The sequence below is a fragment of the Streptomyces sp. NPDC051976 genome (assembly GCF_040680795.1).
Lineage (GTDB): Bacteria > Actinomycetota > Actinomycetes > Streptomycetales > Streptomycetaceae > Actinacidiphila.
Genome location: NZ_JBFAXL010000048.1, coordinates 23,401 through 49,255, shown reverse-complemented (window position 1 = coordinate 49,255; position 25,855 = coordinate 23,401). Strand labels below are relative to the sequence as shown.

The 25,855-nt window shown below is 72.1% G+C and carries 25 protein-coding genes and 1 pseudogene; 10 read left to right on the top strand and 16 right to left on the bottom strand.

Translation table 11 applies throughout. The features are described from left to right. Positions 1-105 precede the first annotated feature (105 nt). On the bottom strand, positions 106-309 hold the full coding sequence (locus AB0M29_RS34095) for a cold-shock protein (protein ID WP_365389956.1): 204 nt from the start codon (positions 307-309) through the stop codon (positions 106-108). A 208-nt stretch (positions 310-517) separates the two neighbouring features. Further along, positions 518-1,744 (bottom strand): MFS transporter, encoded by a 1,227-nt coding sequence (locus AB0M29_RS34090; protein WP_365389954.1) that lies wholly within the window; start codon positions 1,742-1,744, stop codon positions 518-520. A 103-nt stretch (positions 1,745-1,847) separates the two neighbouring features. Here AB0M29_RS34090 and AB0M29_RS34085 point away from each other — a divergent pair, with 103 nt between their 5' ends. Both AB0M29_RS34085 and AB0M29_RS34080 read left to right on the top strand, forming a co-directional pair. Then, the gene (locus AB0M29_RS34085) at positions 1,848-2,840 is read left to right on the top strand and encodes a DUF5937 family protein (RefSeq protein WP_365389950.1); all 993 of its coding nucleotides are present in this window, start codon (positions 1,848-1,850) and stop codon (positions 2,838-2,840) included. A gap of 411 nt (positions 2,841-3,251) precedes the next feature. After that, the gene (locus AB0M29_RS34080) at positions 3,252-4,439 is read left to right on the top strand and encodes a glycoside hydrolase family 75 protein (protein WP_365389948.1); all 1,188 of its coding nucleotides are present in this window, start codon (positions 3,252-3,254) and stop codon (positions 4,437-4,439) included. Positions 4,440-4,523: 84 nt separating this feature from the next. Here AB0M29_RS34080 and AB0M29_RS34075 read toward each other — a convergent pair whose 3' ends face one another. The 5 genes from AB0M29_RS34075 to AB0M29_RS34055 form a co-directional block, all read right to left on the bottom strand. After that, on the bottom strand, positions 4,524-5,309 hold the full coding sequence (locus tag AB0M29_RS34075) for a VOC family protein (RefSeq protein WP_365389946.1): 786 nt from the start codon (positions 5,307-5,309) through the stop codon (positions 4,524-4,526). A 120-nt stretch (positions 5,310-5,429) separates the two neighbouring features. After that, positions 5,430-5,873: a hypothetical protein gene (locus AB0M29_RS34070; protein WP_365389944.1), complete on the bottom strand. Its 444-nt coding sequence runs from the start codon at positions 5,871-5,873 to the stop codon at positions 5,430-5,432. Positions 5,874-5,910: 37 nt separating this feature from the next. Beyond that, positions 5,911-6,375 (bottom strand): cupredoxin domain-containing protein, encoded by a 465-nt coding sequence (locus AB0M29_RS34065; RefSeq protein WP_365389943.1) that lies wholly within the window; start codon positions 6,373-6,375, stop codon positions 5,911-5,913. A 137-nt stretch (positions 6,376-6,512) separates the two neighbouring features. Further along, the gene (gene tsaA / locus AB0M29_RS34060) at positions 6,513-6,935 is read right to left on the bottom strand and encodes a tRNA (N6-threonylcarbamoyladenosine(37)-N6)-methyltransferase TrmO (RefSeq protein WP_365389941.1); all 423 of its coding nucleotides are present in this window, start codon (positions 6,933-6,935) and stop codon (positions 6,513-6,515) included. Positions 6,936-6,994: 59 nt separating this feature from the next. Then, positions 6,995-9,112, bottom strand: a complete 2,118-nt coding sequence (locus AB0M29_RS34055; protein WP_365389939.1) for an MMPL family transporter — start codon at positions 9,110-9,112, stop codon at positions 6,995-6,997. Positions 9,113-9,205: 93 nt separating this feature from the next. Between AB0M29_RS34055 and AB0M29_RS34050 the strand changes: the two genes are divergently transcribed. Next, positions 9,206-10,105: a sigma-70 family RNA polymerase sigma factor gene (locus tag AB0M29_RS34050; protein WP_365389937.1), complete on the top strand. Its 900-nt coding sequence runs from the start codon at positions 9,206-9,208 to the stop codon at positions 10,103-10,105. Between the two features lie 298 nt (positions 10,106-10,403). Next, positions 10,404-11,249 carry a helix-turn-helix domain-containing protein gene (locus AB0M29_RS34045; protein WP_365389934.1) on the top strand — a complete coding sequence of 282 codons (846 nt, stop codon included), beginning with the start codon at positions 10,404-10,406 and terminating at the stop codon, positions 11,247-11,249. On the opposite strand, the gene AB0M29_RS34040 is transcribed toward AB0M29_RS34045, so the two are convergent. The 4 genes from AB0M29_RS34040 to AB0M29_RS34025 form a co-directional block, all read right to left on the bottom strand. Then, positions 11,246-12,145, bottom strand: coding sequence for a hypothetical protein (locus tag AB0M29_RS34040; RefSeq protein ID WP_365389933.1), 900 nt, complete (start codon positions 12,143-12,145; stop codon positions 11,246-11,248). The genes AB0M29_RS34045 and AB0M29_RS34040 overlap by 4 nt on opposite strands. A 97-nt stretch (positions 12,146-12,242) precedes the next feature. Further along, entirely contained in the window at positions 12,243-12,494 is a 252-nt protein-coding gene (locus AB0M29_RS34035; RefSeq protein ID WP_365389931.1) for a DUF397 domain-containing protein, read from the bottom strand. Next, positions 12,491-13,303: a helix-turn-helix transcriptional regulator gene (locus AB0M29_RS34030; RefSeq protein WP_365389930.1), complete on the bottom strand. Its 813-nt coding sequence runs from the start codon at positions 13,301-13,303 to the stop codon at positions 12,491-12,493. The genes AB0M29_RS34035 and AB0M29_RS34030 overlap by 4 nt, the downstream gene beginning before the upstream one ends. Before the next feature lie 172 nt (positions 13,304-13,475). After that, the gene (locus AB0M29_RS34025) at positions 13,476-14,750 is read right to left on the bottom strand and encodes a helix-turn-helix transcriptional regulator (RefSeq protein WP_365389928.1); all 1,275 of its coding nucleotides are present in this window, start codon (positions 14,748-14,750) and stop codon (positions 13,476-13,478) included. 302 nt (positions 14,751-15,052) lie between these two features. On the opposite strand from AB0M29_RS34025, the gene AB0M29_RS34020 reads away from it, so the two are divergent. The 3 genes from AB0M29_RS34020 (at position 15,053) to AB0M29_RS34010 (ending at position 17,942) form a co-directional block, all read left to right on the top strand. Next, entirely contained in the window at positions 15,053-15,409 is a 357-nt protein-coding gene (locus AB0M29_RS34020) for a hypothetical protein (protein ID WP_365390003.1), read from the top strand. A 166-nt stretch (positions 15,410-15,575) separates the two neighbouring features. Then, entirely contained in the window at positions 15,576-16,229 is a 654-nt protein-coding gene (locus AB0M29_RS34015) for a class I SAM-dependent methyltransferase (RefSeq protein ID WP_365389926.1), read from the top strand. Between the two features lie 60 nt (positions 16,230-16,289). Beyond that, entirely contained in the window at positions 16,290-17,942 is a 1,653-nt protein-coding gene (locus AB0M29_RS34010; RefSeq protein ID WP_365389924.1) for an FAD-dependent monooxygenase, read from the top strand. An 86-nt stretch (positions 17,943-18,028) separates the two neighbouring features. Here AB0M29_RS34010 and AB0M29_RS34005 read toward each other — a convergent pair whose 3' ends face one another. The 5 genes from AB0M29_RS34005 to AB0M29_RS33985 form a co-directional block, all read right to left on the bottom strand. Then, on the bottom strand, positions 18,029-18,430 hold the full coding sequence (locus tag AB0M29_RS34005) for a rodlin (protein ID WP_365389922.1): 402 nt from the start codon (positions 18,428-18,430) through the stop codon (positions 18,029-18,031). A gap of 139 nt (positions 18,431-18,569) precedes the next feature. After that, positions 18,570-18,908, bottom strand: coding sequence for a hypothetical protein (locus AB0M29_RS34000; RefSeq protein ID WP_365389920.1), 339 nt, complete (start codon positions 18,906-18,908; stop codon positions 18,570-18,572). A gap of 237 nt (positions 18,909-19,145) precedes the next feature. Then, entirely contained in the window at positions 19,146-19,838 is a 693-nt protein-coding gene (locus tag AB0M29_RS33995; RefSeq protein WP_365389917.1) for a chaplin, read from the bottom strand. Between the two features lie 139 nt (positions 19,839-19,977). After that, a complete protein-coding gene (locus AB0M29_RS33990; protein ID WP_365389915.1) occupies positions 19,978-20,211 on the bottom strand; it encodes a chaplin in 234 nt (77 codons plus the stop codon). Between the two features lie 349 nt (positions 20,212-20,560). Then, positions 20,561-20,971, bottom strand: a complete 411-nt coding sequence (locus tag AB0M29_RS33985) for a rodlin (protein WP_365389912.1) — start codon at positions 20,969-20,971, stop codon at positions 20,561-20,563. A 379-nt stretch (positions 20,972-21,350) separates the two neighbouring features. On the opposite strand from AB0M29_RS33985, the pseudogene AB0M29_RS33980 reads away from it, so the two are divergent. From AB0M29_RS33980 to AB0M29_RS33970, 3 genes and pseudogenes are all read left to right on the top strand, one after another. Beyond that, positions 21,351-22,487 (top strand): annotated as a pseudogene (locus AB0M29_RS33980) (glycosyltransferase); the annotation flags it as partial. 347 nt (positions 22,488-22,834) lie between these two features. Next, positions 22,835-24,316 carry a sugar transferase gene (locus AB0M29_RS33975; RefSeq protein WP_365389909.1) on the top strand — a complete coding sequence of 494 codons (1,482 nt, stop codon included), beginning with the start codon at positions 22,835-22,837 and terminating at the stop codon, positions 24,314-24,316. After that, positions 24,317-25,666: an O-antigen ligase family protein gene (locus tag AB0M29_RS33970; protein WP_365389907.1), complete on the top strand. Its 1,350-nt coding sequence runs from the start codon at positions 24,317-24,319 to the stop codon at positions 25,664-25,666. Positions 25,667-25,855: the final 189 nt, after the last annotated feature.

Below are 25,855 nucleotides of genomic sequence, written 5' to 3'. Positions count from 1 at the left end.
TCGCACCCTAGAGCCCGGGTGGATGCGGGCGCGGGAAAAACAGCGAGCCGGGCCTCGCATGTCAGGATGCGGGGCCCGGCTGCGCCGGACGATCGGGGTCGGCCGTCAGGCGGGGACGATGTTCTCCGCCTGCGGGCCCTTCTGACCCTGCGTGACGTCGAAGGTCACCTTCTGGCCCTCGGTCAGCTCACGGAAGCCCTGGGTCGCGATGTTCGAGTAGTGGGCGAACACGTCGGCGCCGCCGCCGTCCTGCTCGATGAAGCCGAAGCCCTTTTCCGAGTTGAACCACTTCACAGTGCCACTGGCCATGTCATATCTCCTTCGGGGCAGTGCCCGGGGTCCGCACTGTGCGAACCCGAATGCCGCGTGAAAGCCCCGCCCGGAAGCACCGGAATTGGGAACCACAACTGCAACAGAGATCAACATAGCACGGCGCAGTCGCTCGGGCACGACATGTTATCGCGGCACGTCACACCGTGTGTCCCCCCGCATGTCATACCGCGGCTCACCCCACATGTCAGGCGGCCAGCGCGTGTTCGGTGCGGCGGGTGATGCGGCCGCTGAGGGCGAAGATGACGAAGGCCGTGGAGGTGCCGCCGATCCCTGCCGCCCACCACAGGACGGCCGGGCTGACGCCGGTGTAGATGCCGACGCCCAGGGTGAGGGCGGCGAACCGGGCGAAGCCCCACGTCCACTGGAAGGCGCCCTGGTAGCGGCCGCGGGCGTGGGCGGGCGCCAGGTTGGCGATCACCGAGGCGCCGATCCCGGCCACGGACGCCTCTCCCAGCGACCACACGACCACCGAGACCGCGTACCCCGTGACGCTGTCCGCGACCCCGGTCAGCGCCACCCCGACGGCGACCAGCAGACTGCCCGCGCACTGCACAGCGAGCTGCGGCAGCCGGGCGAACAGGGCTGTCGCGAACGGCTGAACCACCACGACCAGCACCGCGTTGATCGCCGCCATCGCCCCGTACACCGCGGGCGACAGGCCGCTGTCGTGGACGGCCAGCGGCAGCGCGACCTCGGTCAGCGAGTAGACGAACAGCTGCACCCCGAAGAGCGGCAGCAGCAGGAGCAGCAGCCGGTCGCGGAACACGACGCCGTACCCGAGCCCGTCGCTCTCCTCCGGCGCCGCCGACACCGTCGCCGTCGCCGTTGCCGCCAGGGGTGCCGCCTCCGGCCGGGTCTCGGTCAGCCGGGTGGCGACCACCACCGCGTAGACCAGCATCGTCCCGGCGTCCACGGTGAACAGCAGCCAGTAGCCCTGCGCGGCCAGGAAGCCGCCGAGCACACCGGCCGCCGCCGTGCCGATGTTGACGCCCCAGCCGAAGAGGGCGTACGCCCGCTGCCGCCGCGCCGGGTCCACCGCGTCGGCCAGCAGCGCGTACGCCGCCGGCGGGACGGTGGCGCCCGACGCGCTGAGCAGCAGCGCCGCGACGGCCATGGTGGCCACGCCGGGCGCCAGGAACAGCCCGCCCTGGGCCGCGGCCGCGCCCAGCAGGCCGATCAGCATGGTGCTGCGGCGCCCGATCCGGTCGGCGAGCACACCGCCGACCGCCGGGCCGATCAGGTTGCCCGCGCCCAGAGCGCCCAGCACCCATGACGTCTGAGTGCCCGTCACACCCCGCGCGGCCAGGAAGAACACCAGGAACGGAGTGACCAGGTAGCCGAGCCGGTTGATGATCGTCCCGGCGAAGAGGGTCCATACGGTGGGCGGCAGACCGCGAAACGTGGTGAGCATGCGAGGAGCGTGCGGCCCGCCACCACCCCCGGGCCATTGATTAAGCTCAGACCGAATCCACCGCGAGGAACGTCTCCCCACGGGATCTCGGAGGGCGCCGGGCATGGAAGCGAACCTGAGTTTCTCCACCGCGGACCTGGCCACGACCCGGTTCGCGATCTCCCCGATGTGGGAGGTCGTCACCAGCTTCCGGCTGCTCGCCCACGAGGCGGAGCCGCCGCTGCACCGGCGGTGGGCCGCGCAGGTACGGCCGCGGCTCGCGGAGGCCGGGCTGGACGGCGGCTGGCTCGCCGAGCTGATCCCGCCCGGCGGCTACCTCGCGGACTTCCTCAACCCCACGCCCGCCACGCCCTTCCCCACGCTCGCCACCGAACTGGCCGCGATCCGGCGGACACCGCGGGCGCAGGTGCACGCCGACCTCGACCACCTCGCGCAGGAGCGCGGGAGCACCGGCGGCCCGTCAGCGCGGGCCCGGCTGCTGTACGAGGCTCCGGAGGCGGCGCTGGAGAAGGTCACCGCCGAGATCGAGGCGTACTGGGAGCTGGCCCTCGCGCCCTACTGGGCCCGGGTCCGGCAGCTCCTCGAAGCGGACGTCTTCCACCGCGCCCGGATGGCGGCCGAGCACGGCACCGCGCACGTGCTCAACGATCTGCACTCCACGGTCAGTTGGGACGACGGCAGCCTGCGGCTGGTGCGGCGCCACTGCGCGATGACGCGGGCCGATACGGGGTCGGGGCTGCTGCTCGTGCCGTCCGCTTTCGCCTGGCCGCGCGTCCTGACCCGGTCCGTACCGCCCGAGCCGCCCCAACTCGCCTATCCCGCCCGGGGGATCGGCACCCTCTGGGAGCCCCGCGAAACCCCTGCCGCCGACGCGGTCGCGGCCGTCCTCGGCCGCTCCCGCACCCTCCTGCTGGCCGAGCTCGACACCCCCGCCTCCACCACCCAACTCGCCCACACCTCCGGGCTCTCCCCCGCCGGCGTCTCCCAACACCTCACCGCCCTCCGCAACGCCGGCCTCGTCACCGCCCACCGCACCGGCCGCAGCGTCCTCTACGCCCGCACCTCAGTCGCTGACGCTCTCCTCACCCCGACGTAGGCGCCCGGGGGCGCGCGCTGCGCTTGCGGTGGCCCAGCACCGGACGTGCCCCGTAGGGGCGCGGGGACGCGGGCTGCGCTTGCGGAAGAGGTCGTGCCCCGTTAGGGGCGCGGGGAACTGCGCGGCCCGCCCCCACCGGGCCGGTGGTCCGAAGACCACGCGTCTGCCCCATTGGGGCCGGTGGTGACGTGCAGGTCGTCGACGGCTGGTCGCGCAGTTCCCCGCGCCCCTACGGGGCTCGACCTCTTCCGCAAGCGCAGCGTGCGTCAACTTCCGTGACCTGGGGGATTGTTCGGCGGCGGGTATAGATTTCGTAAAGGTGGTTAACAAGATGATTGCGCCCGGAGGGCCTGGGCTGGTTCCATCCGTTAAGAAGCCTTACTAACGATTGACGGAGGTCCCCCACCCGCCATGTCATCGAACCTTTCGCGCTTCGCTGTGGCAGCCGCCGCAACCCTCGCGCTCATCACGCCGCTAGCGATCGGGAGCGCCGACGCCGCCACCACACACGCCGCCAAGGCGAACGTGGCGGCCGCGCCGGACAGCGCCTCGTACACGGCCGCCGAAGTCCTCGCCGGTGTCAAGGCGAACTCGACGGCCGCGAACAAGGTCAACACCAAGCCGCACATCAACACGATGACGCGGGCCCAGAACGTGAACGTGTACCAGGTCGCCAACGGCGTGTACGCGTACACCTCCAGCATGGCCATCGACACCGACGGCAGCGACCCGGACCCGGACCCCGACCACCAGGGCGACACGACCTGGTCGGACAGCAACGGCAAGGCCCTGGGCGCGCACCACGTTCCGTTCTACGTGCTGGGCGACGACTGCTGGGACCGCGTGAAGCCGTGCCCGCACTTCTTCTACAAGGAACACGGCATGAGCGGGCGGCAGTTCGCGCTGATGTTCTACAACGGCCACGTCATCGGCTCGATCTTCGGTGACACGCAGACGGCGAACAACCAGAGCACGTCGGACAACGACTCCCGCGAGCTCGGTGAGGCGTCGGTGAAGGCCGCCCAGCTGCTCGGCATACCCAGCAGCGGCACCACGGGTGGTGTGGACAACGGCGTGACCGTGGTCATGTTCTCCGGTCCGTCCTGGGTCGTGAACGGCACCAACTCCAACCTCAACGACCACGCCCAGGCCATGGTCCAGAACGCCCTGGACACCCTCGGCGCGAGCATGAACGGCGGGACGCCTCCTCCGCCGACCGGCACCGTCTTCGAGGCGGAGACCGGCACGCTGTCCGCCGGTGGCACGTTCGACTCCAACCACCAGGGCTTCACCGGTACCGGATTCGCCAACCCGGCCAACGCGGTCGGCAGTTACGTCGACATCCCGGTCACCGCGTCCGCCGCGGGCACCAAGACCCTGACCTTCCGCTACTCGGACGGCACCACGGCGGCCCGGCCCGCGACCATCTCGGTCAACGGCACCTCGACGGGCACGCTGAACTTCCCGACCACCGCCGACTGGGACACCTGGGCCACCGCGTCCGTCTCGGTGACCCTGAAGGCGGGGGCCAACACCATCCGGGTCGCGGGCACCACCGCGAACGGCCCCGCCAACATCGACTCGGTGACCGTCTCCTAGGAGACCCACCGCGAGTACGTCCCCGGCGCCGGCCGGCGGGTCACCACCCGTCGTCCGGCGCCGGTGTCGTGCCGGGGAGAGCGGTCACATCGGGACGGCCTTGATCACCGCGAAGACGGCGCCCTGCGGGTCCTGGACGACGGCCATCCGGCCCGCGACCATGTCGAACGGCGGCGCGAGCACATTGCCCCCCGCCTTCACCAGCGCGTCCACCACGCTGTCGGTGTCGTCCACCGCGAAGTAGGTGAGCCAGTGCGGGGGCGTCCCGGGCGGCGAGCTCTCCAGGGTGGTCAGACCGCCGATGGAGCGGTCGCCGACGTTCAGCGAGTGGTAGTTCTCCACGCCCTCGAACGGTTCGGACCGGATGTCCAGGGCCCGCTGGTAGAAGGTCGAGGAGGCGGGGATGTCCGAGGTGTGCAGCTCGTTCCAGGTCAGCGCGCCGTGCTCGTTGACCACCTGGGCGCCGTAGAAGTCGACGGGCTGCCAGATGCCGAAGACGGCGCCGGTCGGGTCGGCGGCGACGAGCATCCGGCCGATGGTGCCCACATCCGCCACCGGGACCACCACGTCGCCCCCGGCGCTGGCGATGCGGAACTGGGTCCCGTCCGCGTCGGCGCTGGCCAGGTAGGTGGTCCACGCCGTGGGCGGGACGGGTCCGCCCTCCGCCATCGGCTGGGCCTTCATGATCCCGGCCACCGGCTTGCCGTTCAGCGTGCACATCGCGTACCCGCCGAACTCGGCCGGGCCGATCTCACCCTGCCAGCCGAACAGGTCGCGGTAGAAGTCGAGGGCCGCCTGCTGGTCAGGGGCCATCAGATCGACCCAGCAGGGCGTGCCGGGCGGGTAGTGCGAAGCATTCACTTCAGGCATCTGCGGTCTCTCCCGTGCGGTGCCGCCCGGGCCGTCCGGGGCGGGCGATGGCCCCCGCACTCACCTTCACCGCCCCGGGCGCGGCCCGCCACCCGTGCGCGCCCGCCCCAGCGGGAGCGCTCACTGGACCCGGGGCCGGCGTTCGGCCGGACGGTGGGTGAAGAGCAGGTAGGAGGCGGCGGCCATGGTGACGACCTGGGCGACGACGGTGACCTTCTTGTCGGTGGTCCAGATCGGCTCGTACATGTTGGGCAGCGGGCCGTGGGCGCCGACGTCCACGTAGCGGTAGACGAGCAGGGCGGCCAGGCCGCCCGCGGCGACGAGCCAGGCGAGGGCGGCACTGAGCGGGCGGCGCCAGATCAGGACGAGCAGGGCGGCCAGGGAGGCGATGGCCGCCTCGATGCGGAACAGGTTGCCCTGGCTGATGTTGGCGCTCACCGCGTCGTACTGGTCCGCGAGCTTGGCGTGGATGTAGGCGTCCACGGCCAGGCCTGCCGCCGTGAGGACGCGGGCCGCCGCGCGCAGCGCCTGGCTGGTGGTGAAGCGGGACCCGGCTGTCGACATGGCGGACTCCTTCGCGTGGCGGGCACTCGGGCGGCGGTCAGGTGACGGTCAGCGAGCCCTTCATGAACGGGTGGATGCTGCAGATGTAGGCGAAGGAGCCGGTCGTCCGCGGTGCGGTGAAGGTCGCCGACTTGCCCGGTGCGATGTCGCCGGTGTTGAAGGCGCCGTTGGTGGTGGCGGTGACGGTGTGGGTGGTCGAGTCCTCGTTCTTGACGGTCACGACGGTGCCGGGCGCCACGGGCATCGACTTCGGGTTGAACGCGAAGTTCTTGATCACGATGACGGCCCCGCCACCGGACCCGGGGGCGACCGACACGGTCGCGGACTTGCTGGGCGCGCTGGTGGTGGAGCCTCCCGAGCCCGAGCTGGAGCTGGAGCAGCCGGTCAGGGCCAGCAGCGCGCAGGCCAGGACCACGTGTGGACGCGTACGGGGGACGACCGCGCGGAGTACGGAGACGCGGGGGACGGCGAACTGCATGACAACCAGCCCTTCGGAGGACATCGCGACCACTCCCGCGACACATTCCCGCCCCCTGCCCCGCCCGCTCCCGCGCCCCCTCCGCCCGTCGGCCCAATGCACTCGGACCGGTGAACGCACTGCGCCATTCGCCGTAAGCCCGTGTGGGCGCGCGCTCGGGGTCAGCGCTCGTCGGTCGCGCCGAGCACCGGCTTGACGTCCAGGACCGGTGTGCCGTCCAGCGCCTCCAGGTCGCGTACCCGCATCCGCAGGCCGCCGTCCTCGACGGTCTCGATCGTCACCCGGTGCAGTCCGATCGGGTTCGGGCGGTCGGGGGAACGGGTGGCGAACACCCCGGTCACCGGTCGGTCGGCGTCGCCGCGCGGGTGCACGGCGAGCACGGTGCGGTCCGCCCGGTCCAGCCAGGTCAGCACGAGGACGTCGGCGCCCTCGCGCAGATCGCGCAGGCCCTCGGTGACGCTCGCGTCGAAGACCAGCCAGGCGGGCGGCGCGCCCTCGTCGCCCTGCCGGGGTGCGGCGCCGCGGTCCAGCAGGGGCGATTCGACCCGGCCGATGGGACGCAGCTGAAAGGGGGTGTCGGTCACGGGAGTTCCTCCGGTTCGGGGTGACGGGTGGTCGCATTGTCGGTCGGATCGCGGGTCGGTCAGGGCCGGATCTCCGGGCCCAGGCCCGGCCGCCACATGCGCGGGCCGATGTCCAGGGCGAGGGCGGGCACCAGCAGGCTGCGGACGAGGAAGGTGTCCAGCAGCACGCCGACCGCGACGAGCAGGCCCTGCTGGAGCGCGGAGACGGTCGGGACGGCGGCGAGTACGGCGAAGGTGGCGGCCAGCACCAGGCCCGCGGAGGTGATGACGCCGCCGGTCACGGTCAGCCCGGTGAGGACGCCCTCCCGGTGGCCGCGCCGGGCGACCTCCTCGCGGGAGCGGGTCATCAGGAAGATCGTGTAGTCGACGCCGAGCGCTACAAGGAAGAGGAAGCCGAACAGCAGCAGCCCGCGGTCGATGCGCGGGTGCCCCAGCGCCCGGTAGAGCAGGGCCGCGGCGCCGACGGCCGCGGCGTAGGAGAGGACGACCGACACCAGCAGCACCAGCGGGGCGACCAGCGCGCGCAGCAGCACGATCAGCATGACCAGGACGACGGCGAGGATCAGCGGGATCAGCAGGCGTTCCTCCGAGCCCTGCGCGTCGGAGGTGTCGAGGGCGACCGCGGTCTGCCCGCCGACCAGCGCGGGTCCCGCGGTGTGGGGTGCGGCGGCGAGCGCGGCGCGCAGGCGTCCCACGGTGGCGCGGGCCGCCCTGGTGTCGGGCGCGTCGCGCAGTACGGCGTCGATCCGGGTCCAGCCGTCGCGTGCCACGACGGTGTTCACCTCGGTGACGCCGGGGACGCGGGAGGCGATGGCGCTCGCCGCCGCCGCGGCCGTACCGCCGCCGGGTACGTAGATCTCGGCCGGTGCGGACGCGCCCGACGGGAAGTGGGCCGACAGCAGTTGCTGGCCCGCGACCGAGTCCACCTTCTTGGTGAACTGCTCCGCCTGCGTCTGGCCGGTGGCGAGTGTGCCCGAGCCGAGGGCGAGGGCGGCCAGCACGAGCGTGGCCGCGACCCACACCGGGCGCGGGGCGCGACCCACCAGGCGCGAGACGCGCGCCCAACCGCGGTGCGGGCGGCGGGTCTTGGCGTCCGATGCCTTCGACGTCGCTTCGTACGCCGTCTCGTAGCGCGGTACGAACGGCCAGAACGCCCAGCGGCCGAGCGCCACCAGGAACGCGGGCAGCAGCGAGGTCATCGCGAGGAGGAGCACCAGGACGCCGATGGCGACGACCGGGCCGAGGCCGCGGGTGGAGTTCATGCTGCCGAAGACCAGGCAGAGAGTGGCCAGGGCGACGGTGGCGGCCGAGGCGGTGATCGCGGGCAGACAGCGTAGCAGCGCGGCGGCCATCGCCTCGTGCCGGTCCTCGTGGCGGCGCAACTCCTCGCGGTAGCGGGCGATCAGCAGCAGCGCGTAGTCGGTGCCGACGCCGAGGACGAGCACGATCAGGACGTACGCGCTCTCGCCGTTGACCAGCAGCCCGGCGTACTTCGCCAGCAGGTACACCACTCCGCTCGCCACCTGGCTGGCCAGCCCCACCGACAGCAGCGGGATCAGCCACAGCACCGGGCTGCGGTAGGTGGCCAGCAGCACGAGGGCGACCAGGCCGAGGGCGGCACCGAGCAGCGCGCCGTCCATACCGGAGTAGACGTCGAAGAAGTCGGCGATGGCACCGGCCTCGCCCGTGATCCGCACATCCAGTCCGGCGGGCGCGTCGGTGACGGCCGCGCGCAGCGCCTTCACGTGGTCGCGCAGGACGTTGTTGTCGCTCTTCGAGATCGTGACGGGGACGCTGATGTACGCGGCCTTGTGGTCGTGCGAGAACACGGCGGTGGCGTCGGGCCGCCCGAACCGCTTCAGGTCGTCGTTGACCTTGGTGACGTCGGCGGCGGTCAGCCCACCGGTGCTCTCGCGGGAGTAGACGACGACGGCGTTGCTGATGTCCTTCTCGGCGAAGTGCGCTTCGGCGACCTTGATCGCCTTGGTGGACTGGGCGTGCGCGGGCAGCCAGGTCTGCTGCTCGTTGTTCTGTACGGAGCCGAGCTGGCCGGCGAGCGAGCCGCCGACGGCTATCAGCAGCGCCCACAGGGCCAGCACGATCCATTTGGAGCGGCGGCCCGCGGCGAATCTTGCGTAACGGAGGGCGGCGGTGCCGCCCGGGGTCTTCTTCAACATGACTGTGGTGGTTGCCTCTCCGGCAGGACGTGTCACATCGGCGGGATTTCGTGGGTCACTGCTATGACACGGAGTGAACGAGGGGTGTGACCGATGGACGAGAACGAATTTCTGGCACGGCGATTCGAGGAGCACAGGGGCCGGTTGCGGGCCGTTGCCTACCGGATGCTCGGCTCCTCGGGGGAGGCCGACGACGCCGTCCAGGAGGCGTGGCTGCGGCTGAGCCGTACCGACACCAGCGAGGTGGAGAACCTCGCCGGGTGGCTGACGACCGTCGTGGCGCGGGTGTCGCTGAACATGCTGCGCTCGCGTGACACCCGGCGGGAGGATCCGCTGGACGACGGGTTCGGTGAGCAGCTCGGAGCGCCGTCGCCGGTCGGCGCGGCCCTGGGCGGCGGGGCGCCCGCCGATCCCGAACAGCAGGCGCTGATGGCCGATTCCGTGGGGATAGCGCTGCTCGTCGTGCTCGACACGCTGACGCCCGCCGAGCGGCTGGCGTTCGTCCTGCACGACATGTTCGCCGTCCCCTTCGACGAGATCGCGCCCATCGTCGAGCGGACGCCGGCCGCGGCGCGGCAGCTTGCCAGCCGGGCGCGGCGGCGTGTGCAGGGAGTGACCTCCGTCGACGAGGCGGACGCGCTGCGGCGGCGGGAAATCGTCACCGCCTTCCTCGCCGCCTCCCGCGGCGGGGACTTCGACGCCCTCCTCTCCCTCCTCGCCCCGGACGCGGTCCTCCGCGCCGACCGCGTCGCCGCCCTCTCCGGGGCCACCGTCGCCCAGGGCGCCACCTCCGTCGCCGACACCTTCGCCGGGCGCGCCAAGGCCGCCCAACCCGCCCTCATCGACGGCCTCGCCGGCCTCGTCTGGGCCCCGGGCGGCCGGCCCCGCGTCGTCTTCGACTTCACCATCGAGGACGGGCGCATCACAGCCATCGACATGCTCGCCGAGCCGGAACGGCTCGAAGCCATGGAGCTGGTGCTCCTGGGCGAGTGAGGGTTCGCCCCGTCAGGGGCGCGGGGAACTGCGCTGCGCACGCGGCGGACCAGGCACCGTACGTGCCCCGAAGGGGCGCGGGGAACTGCGCGGCTGGGGGCACCTCCCGGCCGAAGGCTGGGGGACCCCACCGGCCGGTGGTCCGAAGACAACCGATCTGCCCCTCTGGGGCCGGTGGTGACCTGCAGCCACGCGACGGCTGGTCGCGCAGTTCCTCGCGCCCCTTTGGGGCGTCGTCCTCCGCAAGCGCAGCGCGCCGCTTGACTCTCGGGTGGCGCGAGAGCGCAGAGTCAGAGCCGTGGACAGAAGAAACCTGCTGCCCATCGGGCAGTTCTCGCAGGCCAGCGGCCTCTCCGTCACAGCGCTCCGGCACTACGACGCCAGTGGCGTGCTGGTCCCGGCGCTCGTCGACCCGGGGAGCGGCTACCGGTACTTCCACCGCGACCAGGTACGTACGGCGCAGTCGATCAGAGCGCTGCGGCAGTTGGACATCCCGGTCGAGGAGGTGGGACGGCTGCTCGACGGCGGCCAAGAGGAATTGGCCGCCGCCGTGCAGGCGCATCTGCGCACCGCAGAGCGACGGCTGGAGCTGCAACGTTCCGTGGTCCGCACCCTGTTGAGCCGACTGACCGAAGGAGCAGAGATGACCCACCCCGTCACCGTGCGCCAGGGCGCCGCCGAACGGATCCTCGTCTGCGAGGCGACCTTGGACAACTCCGGGCTCGACGCCTTCCTCCGCGACGCCTACCAGGAGATGTACGAAGTCGCGGGCCGCGGCCCGCTCACCTTCACCGGGCCCGCTTTCGTCCGCTTCCACGGAGTGTGCGACGACGAGAGCCAGACGCTCGTCGAGGCGTGCCTGCCGTTCTGGGAGGCGGGCGCGCAGCCTGCGGACCTGCCCGCGGCCATGACCGTGCGCGACCTCCCCGCGACCACCCTGGCCTGCACGGACGTCGAGGGACCGGCCGCGGTGTTCCCGCAGATCCTCGGGGCCTACGACGCCGTCGCCAACTGGATCACCGAGCACGGCTTTGCCTTCGCGGGCCCCGTCCGCATGATCTACCGCCGGTGGACCGGGACACCGCACGACCCGGACAACCGCCTGGAGATCGCCTGGCCGATAGCCGAGCCCACCGGCGACTAGCAGGCAGGGGCGGCCGTTGGGCCGCGCGCAGCGCGGAAGGCGGCGCGGGCCAGGGCGGGTCCGGTGAGTGGGGGCGGCTGGGCTGGGGTGGAGCCGGTGCAGGGCGTGCAGATTCCGGTGGCTTGCGGAGGTGGGAGGGGATCGCCGCAGTGGGCACACTCCGGGAGCGGGCGGGCCGGGGCGGCCGGGTCAACGGCCCTACGGGGAGCGGGCAGTTTGGCTTTCAGCCGGTGGGCGAGCAGGGCCACGGGCGAGTGGACGGTACGCGGTAAACCGGCGGTCAGAGCCGTACGGAGTTCCAACTCGCTTGCCCCGTGCGCCAGCCAACGCGCCGCCAGGGGCGCGAGATTGGCCGCTTCCGCCAGTCCGAGCCGCAGTCTCGCCTCGCGCTCCCCGAGGCTGTGCAACAGCTTGGCCGCCCGCCCGGCCTGCGGTTCGGGGTGGGAGGTGTTCTCCTCGGTGTTCTCCCCTTTAGGGGAAGTGCCGACGGCCTGCACGGCCGGTTCGCCGACCGTCGGCAACGTGTCACCCGGTGGCCCGGCGGCCGTGGTCACCGGCGGTGCGGCCGGAGCGAAGGCCGCCTCGATCTCGGCCTCCGTCGTCAACGCCACGTTGGACACCAGCACTTGGGTCGTCCAGCGACCCGTCTCCGGGTGCTGCTGCCGCCGCGTGTGCACATAGCCTTCGGCTTCAAGTTGCGCCCGGGCCCGGCGCACAGCGGTGCGCCCCTCCGGCATCTTCTCGCCGATCGACTGGACCGTCTCCGATGTGCCCTCGGGCAGCGACAACGCCCACTGCAACAGCCGTACGGCCGTCCCGTTCAGACGCGGGTGCCGAATGATGTCGTTCGGGGTCTGCGAGAAGAATCGCTTGGGCGCGATAGCATGGACCAGCATTCCGGGGCTCCTTCGAAGCCTCGAGGTGAAGGCCCTCAGCCGGTGTTGGTAGCACCGCTGGGGGCCGCTCCGTTCCGTACGGAGCGTGGCGTTGCGATTACTCTACCGGTACGGACGAGGCGTACGTGACGAACGCCTTCCAGGCGTGGGAGGAGAACGTCAACGCCGGTCCGTCGGCGTCCTTGGAGTCCCGGACGTGGACCGTCCCCGGGCACGCCGACACCTCGACGCAGTCCCCGCCTTGGCTGCCGCTGTGGCTCGACTTCCGCCAGTCGACGGCGACTTCGACGCACTGGCCGCCCTCGCCGCCGCTGTAGCTGCTCTTGAACCAGGCAAGCTCGGAGGTCATTGCTCTCCTGCCATCTGCTCGATGAGTCTCGCGGAGTCCCCCACGTTGAGGGCCTGCGAACGGATCATCGCATAGCGCTGATTGAGGACGCTGACCTCGTCGCGCTCATCCACCAGCAGGCCCCGACCCTGCACTTCGAGATAGGCCAGCAGTTCGCGCGACGGAGTCTCCAGCACTGTCATCGGACCGTCGACTCCAGCATGGGCCTTGAACGACATCGGCATCACTTGGATCGTGACGTTGCGCTGGGCTCCGACTTCCAGCAGTCGCGCAGCCTGACGCCTTCGGAGGTCCGGTTCGCCCATCAAACGATGCACCACCCACTCCTCCAGGATGAACCCCAGTTGCGCGGCAGGCGTCCGATTCAGCAACTCCTGCCGCGCCATTCGAGCCTGCACTCGGCGCTCAACCTCATCGCTGTCCAGCATGGGACGGTAGGCGGTGAACACGGCACGCGCATACTCCTCGGTCTGAAGCAGGCCATTAATGAGCAGGGTGTCGTACGTGTAGAGGCTGATCGCCGACTTCTCCAACTCGGCGTACGGCTCGAACCACGACGGGAAGTTGCCCCGGTCCAAGTGCGCCGCAGCCTTCGCCAGCACCTCCCCCGAGCCGAACAGGTCCTCCGCCTTGTCCACGAAGAGCGGGGGCGGCATGCGCTCGCCGCGCTCGATTTTGACGGTGAGGGAGCGCGAGTAGCCCGCATGCGCAGCCACCTCATCCGTGGAGAGTCCGCGCGCCTCGCGGAGCGACCGTACGACCGAGCCGAACATCCGCATGCTCGGCGAGCCTTCGTCCTTGCTGGCCACAGCCCACCCCTCCCCGAGTGACGCGGCCTGACGCGGTCTCAGATCCGCTGGTCGGGGCCAGGCTAACGATCAGTCCGCCCACCCGGGCCAGGATGCCCGTTTTTCCACCCCCACCAGCGATGACCTGCCCCGCCGACCGTCCGGTGGGTGCACGGCAAGCTGACGCCACCCGTCAGTCGGCGACGACAGCGGCCAGCTCCCGCACACCCGATACGCGCGGGTGTCGCTGCTGCAGCTCGATGACGATCCGGCGGATCGCCGGTCGCTCCCGTACCTCAGCAGGTGCCACCCGGGCGGCGTCCAGCAGGGACGCGGCCGTCTGTGCTGGGCGCCCCCATTGCCACCAGGCGCGCGCCATGTCCGTGTGGAAGCGGCCTCGACGTTCCGCCGTGGCGAATTGTTGCGGGAGGAGTCTGTTGCCGATGTCCAGCGCCGCGCCGGAGTCGCCGAGCGCCCAGTGGACGCTCACCGCATACGCGTCGACGGCTGCCGGCGTCACTGGGAACAGGCGCCCCTTGGGTGCCACGACGGGAAGGCCATGCACGGCCGCAGTCGCCTCCTGGATCATCGTCAGAGCGTCGCCGCGGTTCCCGGACTGTGCCGCTGTGTACGCAGTGGTGCACAGCATCTGCGCGTACGCGGACCGTTGGGCGTCGGTCCTGAGCCCGGTGGCACCCACCGACACGGCGGCGTTGGTGACGAGCTGCTGCGCCGCTTGCGCCTGCCCTTGGTGCCGCAGGACGATCGCCATCTCGCGGGCCGCCGCAGCGGCGGCGAGAGCAGAACCCGACAGGTCGGCGTACACCGTGGCGCGGTCGGCCGCTACGCGGGCCCGTCCGTAACTCTCCACCTTGATGAGCACCTGGGCGGCCAGCGCATAACACGACGACAACTGCCCGTACCCAAGATCTGTTCCCCCGCGCGCCACCTGGTGGGCGTCACCGAGCAGGCTCGACAGACCTCCGAGCAGCGTGGTGTAGCGACCGGCGTCGAACAGCACGCGGGCTTGGCTCATACGGGCCTGCAATGCGATCGGCGCCCCGGTAGGAGCGGGCACCGCGGCCAGGGCCTCATCGACCTGCGCGAGTAACTGGACGGGTGCGACCAGACCGGCAGCGGCCAGCATGGAACGGCGGCGCATGGGGTCCTCCTCGTCGCGACTGGCCGCAACTTTAGTGGTGACCGACACGCACAGTCCCAGTGCCGCACCGAGGACACCGTCCGGCACGCCGACCTCATGGGCGGCGCTCCGCAGCAACCTCAGATCCTCCATCCTCCCGCTCTCCAGGCGGGAGACGGTCGACGCCGAGCAGCCGATCCGGCGCCCTAACTCACTCTGGCGCCAGCCGAGCCGACACCGCCCCAGCCGGACCAGCCGCCCGGGGCGCTGCTGCGCTACGCACTCGTGGGCCTGCTGACTGCTCCACAGCGAATCGACGTCGCGCATCGCGTCTCCACGGGGCCGAAGGGCCGGTCTACCGACGGTAGTGGGTACTGGCCGGGGGGTCGATGTCGTGTGCAGGATCTGCAAACGGCTTGCAGAGCAAGGGAGTTGACCACTGCGACCGCCCGGCTGGTGACCTACTCGTACCAACGCCCCGAACATTCGGGGCCCTGCGAAGGGAGTACCTGGTGAACGCGATCCTGGAAGGCGTCGGCGCCGTCGCTGTCAGTGACGTGCTCGCCCCGGCACGCGACCCGCGCAACTTCATCCCGAACGAGCAGTGGACCAAGCTCGTCGGCCTGCTGATGCGCGACTACCCCTACGACGTGGTGATGGCTGAACGCGTCCTCGGCCAGGCCGTCGCCTACCTCGTCACCGCCATGGAGACCCGCGGCCTGGGCCTGGGACTGGGCCCCGGCTCCATCGTGGACATCGGCGTCCACACGATGATCCTCGACACCGTCGCCTACGCCGAGTTCTGCCAGAAGTACAACGACGGCCGCTTCCTTCATCACGTGCCCGCGGTGGCGATGAAGGTGGACGGCTCCGTGACCAGGACCGCCGACCGGATCGCGCGGCACGGCTTCACCGTCGACTGGCCGCTGTGGGAGGCCGACAGTGCCGACTGCACCCCGTGCAGGCCGGGCGAGGACGGCCACTGACTGACCCTGTCGGCCCCCGTCTCCCGTCCGGAGGCGGGGGCCGACGCCGTTCGGGTGGATTCCGTGCGATGGGCCGCGCGCCCGCGGGCAGCGCGCCAGGATGGGGCGGGTGACTCCGTCTACGGCACACACCGCCGACCCCTGGAACCGGTATGGCCGCACTCACGTGTTCGATGCCCGCGCTCGCGGGGTCGAGGGGCGTCTGTACTGGGACTGGTACCAGCGGATCGGGCCCGGGGCGGAAGTCCTCGGCGAGGTGGCAGGGCAGAGGGTCGCCGACCTCGGCGCGGGCGTCGGCCGTCAGGCCGCCCACGTCGCCGAGGTCTTGGGCGCGGGCCTCGTCCTGGCGGTGGACACCTCCCCTGCGCAGATCAACCGCGGGAGGGAGCTGTTCGGGGACGTTTCCGCCCTCGAATTCGTCCAGGCTGACGCCTCCACGACGCTCCGGGCCGCGCCCGGATCCCTGGATGTCGCGTACTCCTACTACGGCGCCGTGGACTTCACCGACCCCCGAGTCCTGCTGCCCTCGATCGCCGCCGCTTTGCGCCCCGGCGGCACGCTCGTCCTCTCCACCCTGGCGCACTACAAGGGCGGACGACCGGCCGAGAGCGACGTCCGCCCGGCCGCGATCCCCATGCGCCGCGACGACGGCACCCAGACCACGGTGCAGCGCTGGGTCCTGGACCTCCCGGTGTGGGAGAAGCTCCTCACCGAGACCGGGTTCACCGACCTGACCACGGACGTCCTGCGCGACCCGGGCACGGACGGGCAGCCGCCGATGGCAACCACCCTGATCCGTGCTACGCGGGGTGCCGCTTGACCGAGCCGGGTCCTGGCGCAGCGAGTGGCGGCCCGGGGGAGCTCGCCGCAGGCTGGACGTATGAGTGAAACCGACGTGCTCGTGGTGGGGGCGGGTCCGGTGGGGCTGACGGCGGCGGCAGAGCTGCGAAGGCGCGGGGTCGAGTGCCGGATCATCGACCGGTTGGCGCGGCCGATGCCGTACGCGAAGGCGGTGGGGGTGCAGCCGCGCACCCTGGAGGTCTGGGACGCGATGGGGCTCGGGCTGCTGCGGGAGGCGCTGGCGGAGGCCGTGCCGATGCGGGGCCAGCTCATGTTCATGAACGGGAAGCCGGGCCCGCGGATCGATCTCGTACTGCCGCCGGACGTGCCGTACGGGTTCGCCAGCCTGCCGCAGTACACCACCGAGCGGCTGCTCACCACGCACCTGGCGGCGTACGGCACCACGGTGGAGCGCGGCACGGAGCTGCTGGACCTGGCGCAGGACGCCGACGGGGTGACCGCGCGGCTGAGCACGCCGGACGGCGGGACGCAGACGCTGCGCGCCCGGTACGTGGTGGGGTGCGACGGGGCGCACAGCCGGGTGCGGCGGGCGCTGGAGCTGTCGTTCGAGGGCGACGCCTTTCCCGAGGAGTACATGCTCGGGGACGTGGAGGTCGACTGGGACATGCCGCCCGGCTTCGGCGTCAGGGTCGAGCACCGCGACGACGAGGGCAGGACGGACGACCTGCTGGTGTGCATCCCGCTGCCGGGCGAGCGGCGCTACCGGATGTCGATGCTGGTCCCGCCCGAGCTGGCGACCCGGGCCGAGGGCGACGCGGTGGCGCACGGGCTGGAGGCCGGGCACGCGCCGGAGCTGCACCACATCCAGGCCGTACTGGACCGGCTCTCGCCGCAGCCGACCACCGCGTCCGCCCTGCGCTGGTCGTCGGTGTTCCGGATCAGCCACCGGCTGGTCGACCGGTACGGCGAGGGGCGGATCTTCGTGGCGGGGGACGCCGCCCACATCCACCCGCCGACCGGCGGGCAGGGCATGAACACCGGCGTGCAGGACGCGTACAACCTGGCCTGGAAGCTGGCGCTGGCCGTGGACGGTGTGGCCGCCGACGGCCTGCTGGCCAGCTATCACGCCGAGCGGCACCCGATCGGCGAGGAGGTCGTGGGCCGGACGGTGCGGCACGCCCGCAAGGGCATCGGCGCCGGCTCCGACGACGACCTGACCACCATCCTGCCGCGCGAGGCCCAACTCCTCGTCCACTACCGCGACAGCCCGCTGGTCGAGGCGCCGACCGACGACGCCGATCCCGACGCCCTGGCCCCCGGCGACCGCGCCCCTGACTGCCGTGGGCTGACCGGCGACATCGCCGCGTACCCGCAGCGCCTCTACGACCTGCTGCGCGGCCCCCGCCACACGCTGCTGCTGTACGTCGGCCCCGGCACCTCCCCCGACGCGCTGCTGCGCTGCGTGGCGGCCGCCGAGGAGGCCACCCACGACCGGCTGGACGTGTACGCCGTCCTGGCCCCGGACGGGGCGGGCGAGGCGGGCGACGCGGCGCGCGGGATCGGGCTGGCGAGCGTCACGGACGGCGACGGCGAGTTCCGGGCCGCGTACGGGGCCCGCGCGGGCGAGGCGTTCCTCGTCCGGCCCGACGGCTATCTGAGCGGCCGCTTCCCCGTCACCGCGCCGGAGGCGGTGATCGCGCACCTGCGCCGCACCTTCACCTTCCGGACATGAGAACTGCCCGACCGGCGTGAGCCGAGTCGGGCAGTCGTGCGGGCCGGCGAACCGGCCGGTCAAGCGGGTGGAACTCGCGGAGAACGTCAGCCGTTGTTGGCGCCGTTGCCCGAGAGCACCGGGATGTCGCTGAGGATGTGCGACAGCGGCTCGTCGCCCTTGATCTGGCTGGAGTTCTCGGCGCACTGCTGGTTCTGCGGGCTGGACAGGACGTTGATGTCCTGGGCGGTGATCGGGATGAGACCGATCAGCGAGCCGACGTTCGCCTTGACGGGCAGGCCGACGCAGGGCTTGTTCAGGGTGCCCTGGACGAGGCCGATCTGCGGGCTCTGGGTGCCGCCGGTGTGGGTGTTGCCGTAGTTCTGCTCGGAGCCGTTACCGTTCACCGTGGTGGTGCCCTGGTCGTCGCCGAGGGCCATGGCCGGGGCGGCGCCGACGGCGATGACGGAAGCGGCGAGCGCAGCGCCGGCCAGCATCTTCTTGATCATTTTTAATCCCTTTTTGGTGCCGATTGCACGGTTCTGGAGCGATCTGATCAACCGCTCAGGTGGGGTTTGGTTCCTGCGATTCACTCCGATGGAGGAGCGCTGCTCCGCGCCCGGAGGAATACGCCGGTCCGAGCGGTGGTCAGCCGCCGAGCGGCAGACCACCGAGCAGGCCGCTGGTGGGCAGCGCGCCCAGCGGGGAGGCGCCGCCCGTGGCGGAGGTGACCTGCCCGAGGAGGGCGTCCGTCGAAGTGGCACCGCTCAGTTGCTGGGTGGCCTTGGTGACCGTGTCCAGGGCCGTGCCGACATGAGTGCTGTCGGCGGCCTTCTGCAGCGGCTGAGCCGCCAGGGCCTGGTCGACACCGCCGTTGATGCTGCTGGGCATCATCGGCGCGGCCATGTCGTCGGCGAACGCGGGCGCCGCGACTCCGACCGCCACCATCGAACCGGCCACGACTGCCGCAACCTTCGAGAACTTCACTTGCCACCCTTTCCGTAGTGGCGCCTCAAACGAGTTGCCCTCGACGCCAGAGTCTGTCGGGTAGGACAACGACGCCGGGTAGCTGCGGAAACGACGAGTAAACCTCGCTTTCGACAATCACTCGAAAGTGAGGGCAGCGGCGGGAATTCTCGTATTACTCGTACAACTCGCATAAGAGTTTCGCCCGGTTGCCCGCTGCCCATGGCCCTGTGGTCCCGCTGCCCCGCGGTCCCTCCCTCAGGAATAGGCGCGGTGGGCGCCGCGGTGCGCGTGAACAGGCTGCGGACGGCGCCCGCGGCGGTACAGCATCGCGCCGCCGAGCAGCAGCGCGGCGCTGGTCGCACCGGCCGCGCCGAACTGGCGACCGCTCACGCCGGTCTCCGCGAGCGGCGCGTGCGCCGGGGCGTGCACCGGTGCGACCTGGTCGTACACCGGCGGCACACCGCGGGTTTCACTCGGCGGGGTGATGGCGTGCGGCGGCGGCGGGATCTCGGCCGTCTGCTCGCCGCTGCCGCAGGAATTGCCGAACGCCGGGTCCAGCAACGCGATCGGGTCGACCGTGTCACCGCACACGTTGACGGGCGCGTGGACCGGCGCCTTCACGGAATTGCCCGCGAGGACACCGGGCGAGCCCGTGTTGTCGCCCTCGGCGCTCGCGTAGCTGCTGTGCCGCCCGTGATGGGAATGCGATTCGTTGGCACAGGAGTTGCCGAAGGCGGGATTCTCCGCGCCCACCACATTCACGGTGTTGCCGCAGGCGTTCACCGGCACGTCCACCGGTACCTCGAGGCTGTTGCCCGACAGCACGCCGGCCGAACCACTGGCGCCGCCGTGGGCGTCGGAGTCCGCACTCGCGTAGCCGCCGGTGGCGGCGAGGATGCTGCTCGCGGCAGCGACGGTCAGCAGGCTACGGCTCAGGATGTGTCGCATCGACTCTTCTCTCCGCTCGGGGGTCTTCCCCGGGAGCACGCGGTGGCCCCGCGTGCCGCAAGAACGGACCGCCCCGGAGCGCGACGCACACGCTCCGGGGCGGTCCCAGATCAGAACCTCACGGCCTGACAGGACAACGTCACTTGTTGGTGCAGGCGTTGCCGAACGTCGGGTTCAGCAGGCCGATGACGTCGACGGTGTTGCCGCACAGGTTCACGGGGATGTGAACCGGCACCTGGACGACGTTGCCGGACAGGACGCCCGGGGAGTGCGCCGCGACACCACTGGCGTCGGAGTCCGCGAAAGCGGGGGCGGCCACGCCCACGGCCATGAGCGTTCCGGCAGCGATCGCCGCGACCTTCGAGTACTTCACGTTGAGCTCCCTTTCCGGAGCGATGACTGGTGCCGTCACGACCCTCGTGACGACCGGCCACGTATAAGGGAATATCCGCGCCGTGCACACCGCTACCGACCGGGCTAACGACCGCTGATGACCGGAGGCAACTCCCCAGCGTTCGTGACGTGGAATCATCCACTCGAATGGACCGAGTTTTCGGCGCGTTGGCGGGGAAAGGGGTGGCCTCCCGGCCGGGAAATCGGTGCGAGACGCGGCGGAAACCGGAGTGGCCTCGGGCGGAAAAGGGTGCGGCCCCGGCGCCGACGGGAATGTCGGCGGCCGGGGCCGCGAAAAGCGCGGGCGAAGCGCGCTCGATTCAGTCGTGTCAGTGGTTGTTCTGACCGTTGCCCGACAGGACCGGGATGTTGTCCAGGATGTGCGAGAGCGGCTCGTCGCCCTTGGACTGGGTGGAGTTCTCGGTGCACTGCTGGTTCTGCGGCGACGACAGGACGTTGATGTCCTGGACGGAGATCGGGATGGCGCCGATCAGCGAGCCCACGTTGCCCTTGAGCGGGAGCGCGATGCAGGGCTTGTTGAGGGAGCCGGAGATCAGGCTCATCTGCGGGCTCATGTAGCCGCCCGTGTAGACGTTGCCGTAGTTCTGCTCGGAGCCGTTGCCGTTCGCGGTCGTGGTGCCCTGGTCGTTGCCGATGGCCATAGCCTGCGGGGCCACCGCCGCCGAGACGCCCGCGATGGAGACGGCGACAGCTGCCGTGGCGAGGTACTTCTTGATCACGGTGTTGGTCCTTCTTGTGAGATTGCCCCGGGTACGTGGGTCGCCATGACCAACCACGGCCGGGTCGGGTCGGTAATGGGCTTTCACCCGAATGGATATTTCGTGCGGCGGCGGGGTAGCGGGCGTATCGCAGGAGTGAATAGCCGTACGAATGTTGACGTGGCGTCAACCAGTTCCATGCGATCGTCATAAGTAATTCAGGCAGGTCATCGGGCGGGTACGGGGCAGGTCAGGGGAGCGCGCGCCCCGGCGCGCGGCATGACGCGCTGTCCGCCGTCGGCGCATTCCTGTTTCCCCAGGATTACCTGACCGGCACGGTATTCGTTGGGTTCACGCAGCCTGTTGACCGCGCGGGCGGCAGAGAGGGAACGACGCCGCGATGCCGCAACACCAGTACGACCTCACCGGGCTGACGGTGCTCCACATGTCCCAGCCCGTCGAGGGCGGGGTAGCCCGGGTCGTCACCGACCTGGTGGGGGCGCAGGTCGGCGCGGGAGCGCGGGTGGTGCTCGCCTGCCCGCCGGAGGGCACGCTGCCAGGAGCGGCGGCCGCGGCGGGCGCCGAGATCGTACGGTGGCCCGCCGGACGCTCCCCCGGCCCGGGGGTCGCCCGCGAGACCCGGGCCGCGTACCGGCTGGTCCGGGCGGTCCGGCCCGGCCTGCTCCATCTGCACAGCGCCAAGGCCGGGTTGGCGGGGCGGCTCGCGGTCCGCGGCGCGGTGCCGACGGTGTTCCAGCCGCACGCGTGGTCCTTCGACGCGGTGGGTGGTGCGGGTGGCGTCGCCGGGCGGGCCGCGCTGGGGTGGGAGCGGTACGCCGCGCGCTGGGCCGACCGGGTGCTGTGTGTCAGCGACGCCGAGCGGCGCGCCGGGCACGACGCGGGGGTGCGCGGGCGCTGGGCGGTCGTCCCCAACGGCGTCGACCTGACGCGCTTCGTCCCCGCCGAGCGCTCCGGGCCCGCCCGTTCCGCCCTTCCCGACCTCAGCGACCTGCGGCTCGGCGCGCCCCTCGTCGTCTGCGTGGGACGGCTCTGCCCGCAGAAGGGCCAGGACGTGCTGCTCCGCGCCTGGAGGGTGGTGGCCGCGCGGCTGCCGGAGGCCCGGCTCGTCCTCGTCGGCGACGGCCCCGACCACCGGCGGCTCTCCCTCGACGCCCCGCCCGGAGTCCACTTCGCCGGGGCCGTACCCGACACCGTCCCCTGGTACCAGGCCGCCGACGTCGTCGTCCTCCCCTCCCGCTGGGAAGGCATGGCGCTCGCTCCCCTCGAAGCGATGGCCTGCGGCCGGCCGGTCGTCCTCACCGACGTCACCGGCGCCCGCGAAAGCCTCCCCCCGACCGACGCCCCCTCCCTCGTCCCCCCCGACAACCCCACGGTCCTGGCGGCCGCCCTCCTCCGCCTCCTCACCAACCGCCCCCTGCGCGAAGCGACCGCCGCCCGCGCCCTCACCCACACCCGCACCCACCACGACATCCGCAGAGCCACAGCGGCGGTGGCGGCGGTGTACCGCGAATTCCTCCCCGGCGGGTCCGGGGTTTCCGCCCCGCGCCCGGGCGGGCGCGCTCACGCGGAAGGCGTCGCAGGCCGGAACGCGCGCCCGGACGGCGCCGACTCGGGCGCGGGCACCGCCCGGGGCTTCGCCCGCGCCCCGTGGCGCCGCCCCGGCCGCTCGCTTCCCGCACCCGTATGCGGGACTTCTGGCGGGACTTCTGGCGGTGATACCGCCGACGCCGGATCCGGCCCGAAGGGCCATCCGCTGCCCGCGCCCGAACGCGGGACTTCTGGCGGTGATTCCACCGACGCCGGATCCGGCCCGAAGGGCCATCCGCTGCCCGCGCCTCCCGACCGTGGGGAGAGGATCCCGCGATGACCTGGGACAGCGCGCGGCTGCCCCCGCGCACGGCCGCGCCCGGCAGGGGGGCGGGGCGGCCGGAGGTGCCGGGGCAGGACGCCGGACGGGCGGGTGTCGGGCGGAGTGTGGGGCAGGCGCGGCACCGGGCTGTGCGGGAGCGGGGGGACCGGTGGTTGCTGGGGGCGGACTGTGCGGCGGGGCTCACGGGGGCGTTCGCGGTGCGGCCCGGGACGGGGCCGCTGCTGCTCGCGACGCTGCTGGGCGGCCTGCTGCTGGCGTACCGGCAAGCCGGTCTGTACCGGCCGCGCTTCGCGCCCGCCGCCTTCGACGAACTGCCCGCGCTCGCCGTCGGCACCGCCCTCACCTGGGGCTGCGTCGCCGTGGCACTCGGCGCGATGGTGCCGCGCCGCGCGCTCGAATGGGGCGAGTTGCTCATCGCGGTCGTGGTGACCGTCCTCACCGCGGACGCCCTGCGCGCCCTCCTCTACGCCGTCCGGCGCCGCCTCGCCCGCCGCCACCCCGGCTCCACCCTCATCGTGGGCAACGACCTCTCCGTACGGCAGATCGCCGCCGCCCTGTCCGCCCACCCCGAGTACGGCATGCGCCCGGTCGGCATCGCGGTCCCCGCCCCCGGCGGCCTGCCCGACAGCTCCGAACCACCCCCCGTCCCCGTACTGTCCGCCCACGGCGACATCCGCCGCGCCGTCATCCAGAACGCGGTGCGCTACGCCGTCGTCACCGGCCCTGCCGACCTCGACCCCCGCACCCGGTCGACCGTACGGCTGCTCGCCTCGCAGGGCGCCACCGTCTGGCAGGTCACCCCGGGCCCGGGCCCCACGCCGGGCGGCGGCCCCACCGGCTCCGGCCACCTGTGGGGCTTCGCGTGCCGTCGGTTCGACCCCTTCGCCGTGCCGGGCAAGGGCCGTTGGGGCAAGCGGGCGCTCGACGCGGCCCTGTCCGGCCTGGCGCTGCTCTGCCTGGCGCCCGTCCTCGCGGCGTGCGCGCTCGCCGTGCGCCTCACCGACGGGCCCGGGGTGATCTTCCGCCAGGAACGCATCGGCCTGGGCGGCCGCACCTTCACCCTCCTGAAGTTCCGCACCATGCGGCCCGCCGACGCCCACGAGTCGGCGACCCGCTGGAACATCGCCGACGACCAGCGGATGGGCCGGGTCGGCCGGCTGATGCGGCGCGCCTCGCTGGACGAGCTGCCGCAGCTGTGGAACGTCCTGCGCGGCGACATGAGCATGGTCGGCCCCCGGCCCGAACGCCCGTACTTCGTCGAGCAGTTCAGCCAGGCCCATCCCGGCTACCAGGACCGGCACCGCATGCCGGTCGGCATCACCGGCCTCGCCCAGATCCACGGCCTGCGCGGCGACACCTCCATCGCCGACCGCGCCCGCTTCGACAACCACTACATCGACACCTGGTCGCTCTGGCAGGACGTCAGCATCCTGCTCCGCACGGCCACTTCTCTCTTCAAGCTGGGAGGTAGCTGAATGGCCTGCGGCCCGCACCCGCAAAGCCCGGCCACCCTGTGGCGGTGGGGTGGGCCGTACAGGCGGGCCCGGGGCGCGTGGGTCGCGCCGCTGGTGCCCGCACTGGCGGTCCTGCTGCTGCTGGCCGCGCCCGTCACGCCCGGGGACGTCAGTACGTCGGGGAAGGTCACCCCCGCGGACGCCGCCTCCGCCGTCCTCGTACTGGCCTGCGCCGTAAGGCTGTTACGGCACCGGGCGCGGCCGCTCACCCCGGCCGCGGCGCTGATCCTCGGCGCCCCCGCCGTCGGCTTCGCGGTCGCCGCCATGACCTCGCTCGACCCGGCCGCCGGGCTCGCCGGATTCCTGCGCTACGTCCAGGTGTTCGTGCTGGTGCCCGCCGCGCTGGTGCTGCTGCTGCGCGACCGGCGGGACTTCGCGGTGGTGGCCGGGGCGGTCGTCGGCCTGGCGCTGGTGCAGGGCGCGATCGGCGTCTGGCAGTACGCGACGGCGACCGGCGCCTCGTACATGGGCGAGAACATCCGGGCGGTGGGCACCTTCGGGCCGTCCGACGTGATGGGGATGGCGACGGCCGTGGCGTACGGCCTGGTCATCGCGACCGGTTACGCGCTCGCGCCGGCCGCCGCGGGGGCGCCGCGCTGGTTGCGGCCCGCGGCGCTGCTGTGCGTGGCCGCGCTGCTGGTGCCGCTGGTGGTGTCCTTCAGCCGCGGCACGTGGATCGCCACCGCCGTGGCCTGCGGCAGCATGATCGTGCTGGCCGGGCGGCGGCAGGCACTCCGCATCTTCGCCGTTCTCGCGGCGGCCGCGGTGCTGCTGGTGGGCGGGGTCGGGGTCGGCTCGCAGATGATCAGCCAGCGGGTCACCAGCATCACTCAGGTCACCGACGCGCCCGACTCCTCCGTCACCGACCGCTACGCGCTCTGGGCCGCCGCCCTCGACATGTGGCGCCACCACCCGGCCACCGGTGTCGGCCTCAAACGCTTCCCCGACGAACGCGACGGCCATGCCTCCCTCGCCCTCTCCTCCGCCAGCGACACCGCCGGCGCGGGCCAGTCCTTCGTCCGCGAACCCCTGCTCTCCCCGCACAACATGTACCTCCTCACCCTCAGCGAGCAGGGCCTCATCGGCTTCACCCTCCTCACCGGCGCCTGGGCCGCCCTCCTCACCCTCGCCACCCACCGCCTCCGCCGATCCCCCCACGTCGCCCCCGGCCTCGCCGCCGTCGGCCTCCTCCTCTGGCAACTCGTCGACTTCCTCTACGCCGACATCGGCGGCCCCTCCACCGTCCTCACCGCCCTCCTCCTCGGCCTCACCGCCTGGTGGGCACTGGTGGGGGGCGGTGAGGACGCGTGAAGAACGCCTCCGGCGAGGTGCCAGCGACGAACGCGGTGAACGGCGCTGCGCGCGGCGGGGGTTCGGCAGGCGTCGAAACGCGTGCTGCGCAGGGGCGTGCATCGGCGCGGCATGCGCGGGCGGGTAGCGGCCGAGGGGGCGATCCCGCGACCGTCGGCGCGGCGCTCGGGCCGCGGCATCGGCGGGTGC

Excerpts from the sequence above, each read along its gene's own strand:
- AB0M29_RS34095 (WP_365389956.1), bottom strand. The coding sequence starts at position 309 with ATGGCCAGTGGCACTGTGAAGTGGTTCAACTCGGAAAAGGGCTTCGGC.
- AB0M29_RS34090 (WP_365389954.1), bottom strand. The coding sequence starts at position 1,744 with ATGCTCACCACGTTTCGCGGTCTGCCGCCCACCGTATGGACCCTCTTC.
- AB0M29_RS34085 (WP_365389950.1), top strand. The coding sequence starts at position 1,848 with ATGGAAGCGAACCTGAGTTTCTCCACCGCGGACCTGGCCACGACCCGG.
- AB0M29_RS34080 (WP_365389948.1), top strand. The coding sequence starts at position 3,252 with ATGTCATCGAACCTTTCGCGCTTCGCTGTGGCAGCCGCCGCAACCCTC.
- AB0M29_RS34075 (WP_365389946.1), bottom strand. The coding sequence starts at position 5,309 with ATGCCTGAAGTGAATGCTTCGCACTACCCGCCCGGCACGCCCTGCTGG.
- AB0M29_RS34070 (WP_365389944.1), bottom strand. The coding sequence starts at position 5,873 with ATGTCGACAGCCGGGTCCCGCTTCACCACCAGCCAGGCGCTGCGCGCG.
- AB0M29_RS34065 (WP_365389943.1), bottom strand. The coding sequence starts at position 6,375 with ATGTCCTCCGAAGGGCTGGTTGTCATGCAGTTCGCCGTCCCCCGCGTC.
- AB0M29_RS34055 (WP_365389939.1), bottom strand. The coding sequence starts at position 9,112 with ATGTTGAAGAAGACCCCGGGCGGCACCGCCGCCCTCCGTTACGCAAGA.
- AB0M29_RS34050 (WP_365389937.1), top strand. The coding sequence starts at position 9,206 with ATGGACGAGAACGAATTTCTGGCACGGCGATTCGAGGAGCACAGGGGC.
- AB0M29_RS34040 (WP_365389933.1), bottom strand. The coding sequence starts at position 12,145 with ATGCTGGTCCATGCTATCGCGCCCAAGCGATTCTTCTCGCAGACCCCG.
- AB0M29_RS34035 (WP_365389931.1), bottom strand. The coding sequence starts at position 12,494 with ATGACCTCCGAGCTTGCCTGGTTCAAGAGCAGCTACAGCGGCGGCGAG.
- AB0M29_RS34025 (WP_365389928.1), bottom strand. The coding sequence starts at position 14,750 with ATGCGCGACGTCGATTCGCTGTGGAGCAGTCAGCAGGCCCACGAGTGC.
- AB0M29_RS34020 (WP_365390003.1), top strand. The coding sequence starts at position 15,053 with ATGCGCGACTACCCCTACGACGTGGTGATGGCTGAACGCGTCCTCGGC.
- AB0M29_RS34010 (WP_365389924.1), top strand. The coding sequence starts at position 16,290 with ATGAGTGAAACCGACGTGCTCGTGGTGGGGGCGGGTCCGGTGGGGCTG.
- AB0M29_RS34005 (WP_365389922.1), bottom strand. The coding sequence starts at position 18,430 with ATGATCAAGAAGATGCTGGCCGGCGCTGCGCTCGCCGCTTCCGTCATC.
- AB0M29_RS33995 (WP_365389917.1), bottom strand. The coding sequence starts at position 19,838 with ATGCGACACATCCTGAGCCGTAGCCTGCTGACCGTCGCTGCCGCGAGC.
- AB0M29_RS33975 (WP_365389909.1), top strand. The coding sequence starts at position 22,835 with ATGACCTGGGACAGCGCGCGGCTGCCCCCGCGCACGGCCGCGCCCGGC.
- AB0M29_RS33970 (WP_365389907.1), top strand. The coding sequence starts at position 24,317 with ATGGCCTGCGGCCCGCACCCGCAAAGCCCGGCCACCCTGTGGCGGTGG.